The following is a 1,942-nucleotide window of genomic DNA, read 5'->3' on the forward strand; positions in this document are numbered from 1 at the left end:
GTGCGGCGATGCCCATCGCGAGTGCGGAGGCGGTGGCGATCACCCGGGGCGGGCGATGTCGGGTCATGCTCACTCCTATGTCATCTGTTGTCTGACATCAGTGTGGAGCAACCTAGAAGCACCCCATCCCTCGGTCAACACTGATCTCACCCGCCGAGACCCCGTGCCGCCGTGCATCGTGGCTGCGGTGGCTGCGGTGGCTGCGGTGGCTGCGGTGGTTGCGGTGGCTGCAGCGGCTGCGGCTCACCACATGGCGGACCAACCGGTATGCAGGTGGGATCCGCCCGCTGACCGGCGCGCGAGGACGGCGGTTGCCAGCGCGCGCAGTCGATGCGTCGCGGGATTCGAGGGGGCGATCCGTCGACCGGCGCGCTGGACCAAGGCCGTGACGGGTGCGGCTCGTGCCTCCCCGGCGCGGCGTACGCGTCGTGTGGGTGAGATGGGACTGCTGTCTGGCTGGCTACCGCGCTGTGCGGGGACGGCAACCCTGCTCGGCGCCCCGCTGCGGTGGCTGCGGTTGGCGCGTGCCTGGGTGAGGCGACACCTCACCTGGCGCGTCGCCGCGCTGGTTGCGGGTTACCGGGGTGACGCGGGGCGGCGGCGGTTCCAGGCTGAGCGGATGTGGTTGGTCATGGCTTGGGCGGCGCCGGGGCCGTCGTGGTCGAGGATGCGTTCGAGGATGATGCGGTGTTCTGAGTTGGTGATGCTGACGTCTTCGACGCTGGGGTGGCCCTGGTAGCGCATGCTGGTGCGTGCCTGACTGTGGACGGTGCTCACGATCGAGCGGGCGAGCCGGTTGCCGGACGCCGCCATGATCCGGTCGTGGAACTCCACGTCGGTCTGGATGAACACCTCCGGGCGGGCGGTGTCCGCCTCGAGCCGGCGGAAGATCTGCTCGATCTCCGACCGGTCCTCGTCGGTGGCGTGCTCCGCGGCCTGAGCCGCCAGGCTGGACTCGAGGGCGATGCGTACGCCGACCAGTTCGTCGAGGATCGTCAGGTTCGCGTCGTGCTTGACCGCGGCGGCGAGCACGGCCGAGTCGAGCAGGTTCCAGCTGGAGTCGTCCTTGACCACAGCGCCGACTCCGCGACGTACCTCGACCAGACCCTTGGCCTCGAGCAGTTTCACGGCCTCGCGGACGGTGATCCGGCTGACCTGGAACTGCTCGGACAGCGCGGACTCGGGGGGCAGCGCCGAGCCGGGCGCGATCGACCCGGAGACGACGCCGTCGACGATCGACTCGACCACCAGGTCGGCCAGTCGGGCCGGGCGTTGCGCTGCCGCCGCGGGGGCCAGCCGCACGGTTGCCTGTCCGATCTCTGTGGCCACTCTTCCTCCAGGACTGATGGGTGGTCGTACTGGATTGTGTCCCATCCGCTGGCTGTCAACAAACCCTTGACAACAGACAACAGACAACTAACAATCGACCCCCGGAAGTCTGTATTCATCCACTCCAGGAGGGCGTCATGTCGACCGCCTCAGCTCCGGACAGCCGGGGGAACCGCACACCGAGGCGACGCCTGACCGCGGCCGCCCCCGCTCCACAATCCACTGGCCCGGCGACGGCCGCTCCCGGTTCGGCACTCAGTGAACGAACGGCCGCCGGGCCGGAGCCCCGGGGTCACGCGGAGGGCGGTCCGGAAGCGCCGGGGCAGGCGAACGCCGTGGCTGCACCGGAGGTGGTGAGCCGGCCGACAACCGGCCCGGCCGGTGGCCGGGGTCCTGGTCCTGACCCGCAGGCTGGCCACCCGCGGGATCCTGCGCTCGGGCACGGCGTTGTCGGTGTTCTTGCCGGGCCGGGGCGGTTGGTGGCGGCTGGGGTGGCTCGGATCGGGAAACTGGGTCGGGAGCGGATCGGCCGGGTTGCTGAATCACCCCGGTGGGCCGGGGCCGCCTCCGGTCCGGTGTTCACGCGACGGCGGACTCCGGTGTTCAGCCGGCG

1 protein-coding gene is annotated in these 1,942 nt (G+C 70.5%); it reads right to left on the reverse strand.

The window, feature by feature from the left end; genetic code table 11:
* Positions 1 to 576 precede the first annotated feature (576 nt).
* Positions 577 to 1,329 (reverse strand): FadR/GntR family transcriptional regulator, encoded by a 753-nt coding sequence (locus E1218_RS35595; protein WP_202866379.1) that lies wholly within the window; start codon positions 1,327 to 1,329, stop codon positions 577 to 579.
* Positions 1,330 to 1,942 lie beyond the last annotated feature (613 nt).

The sequence above is a fragment of the Kribbella turkmenica genome (assembly GCF_004348725.1).
In the GTDB taxonomy this organism is placed as follows: Bacteria; Actinomycetota; Actinomycetes; order Propionibacteriales; family Kribbellaceae; genus Kribbella; species Kribbella turkmenica.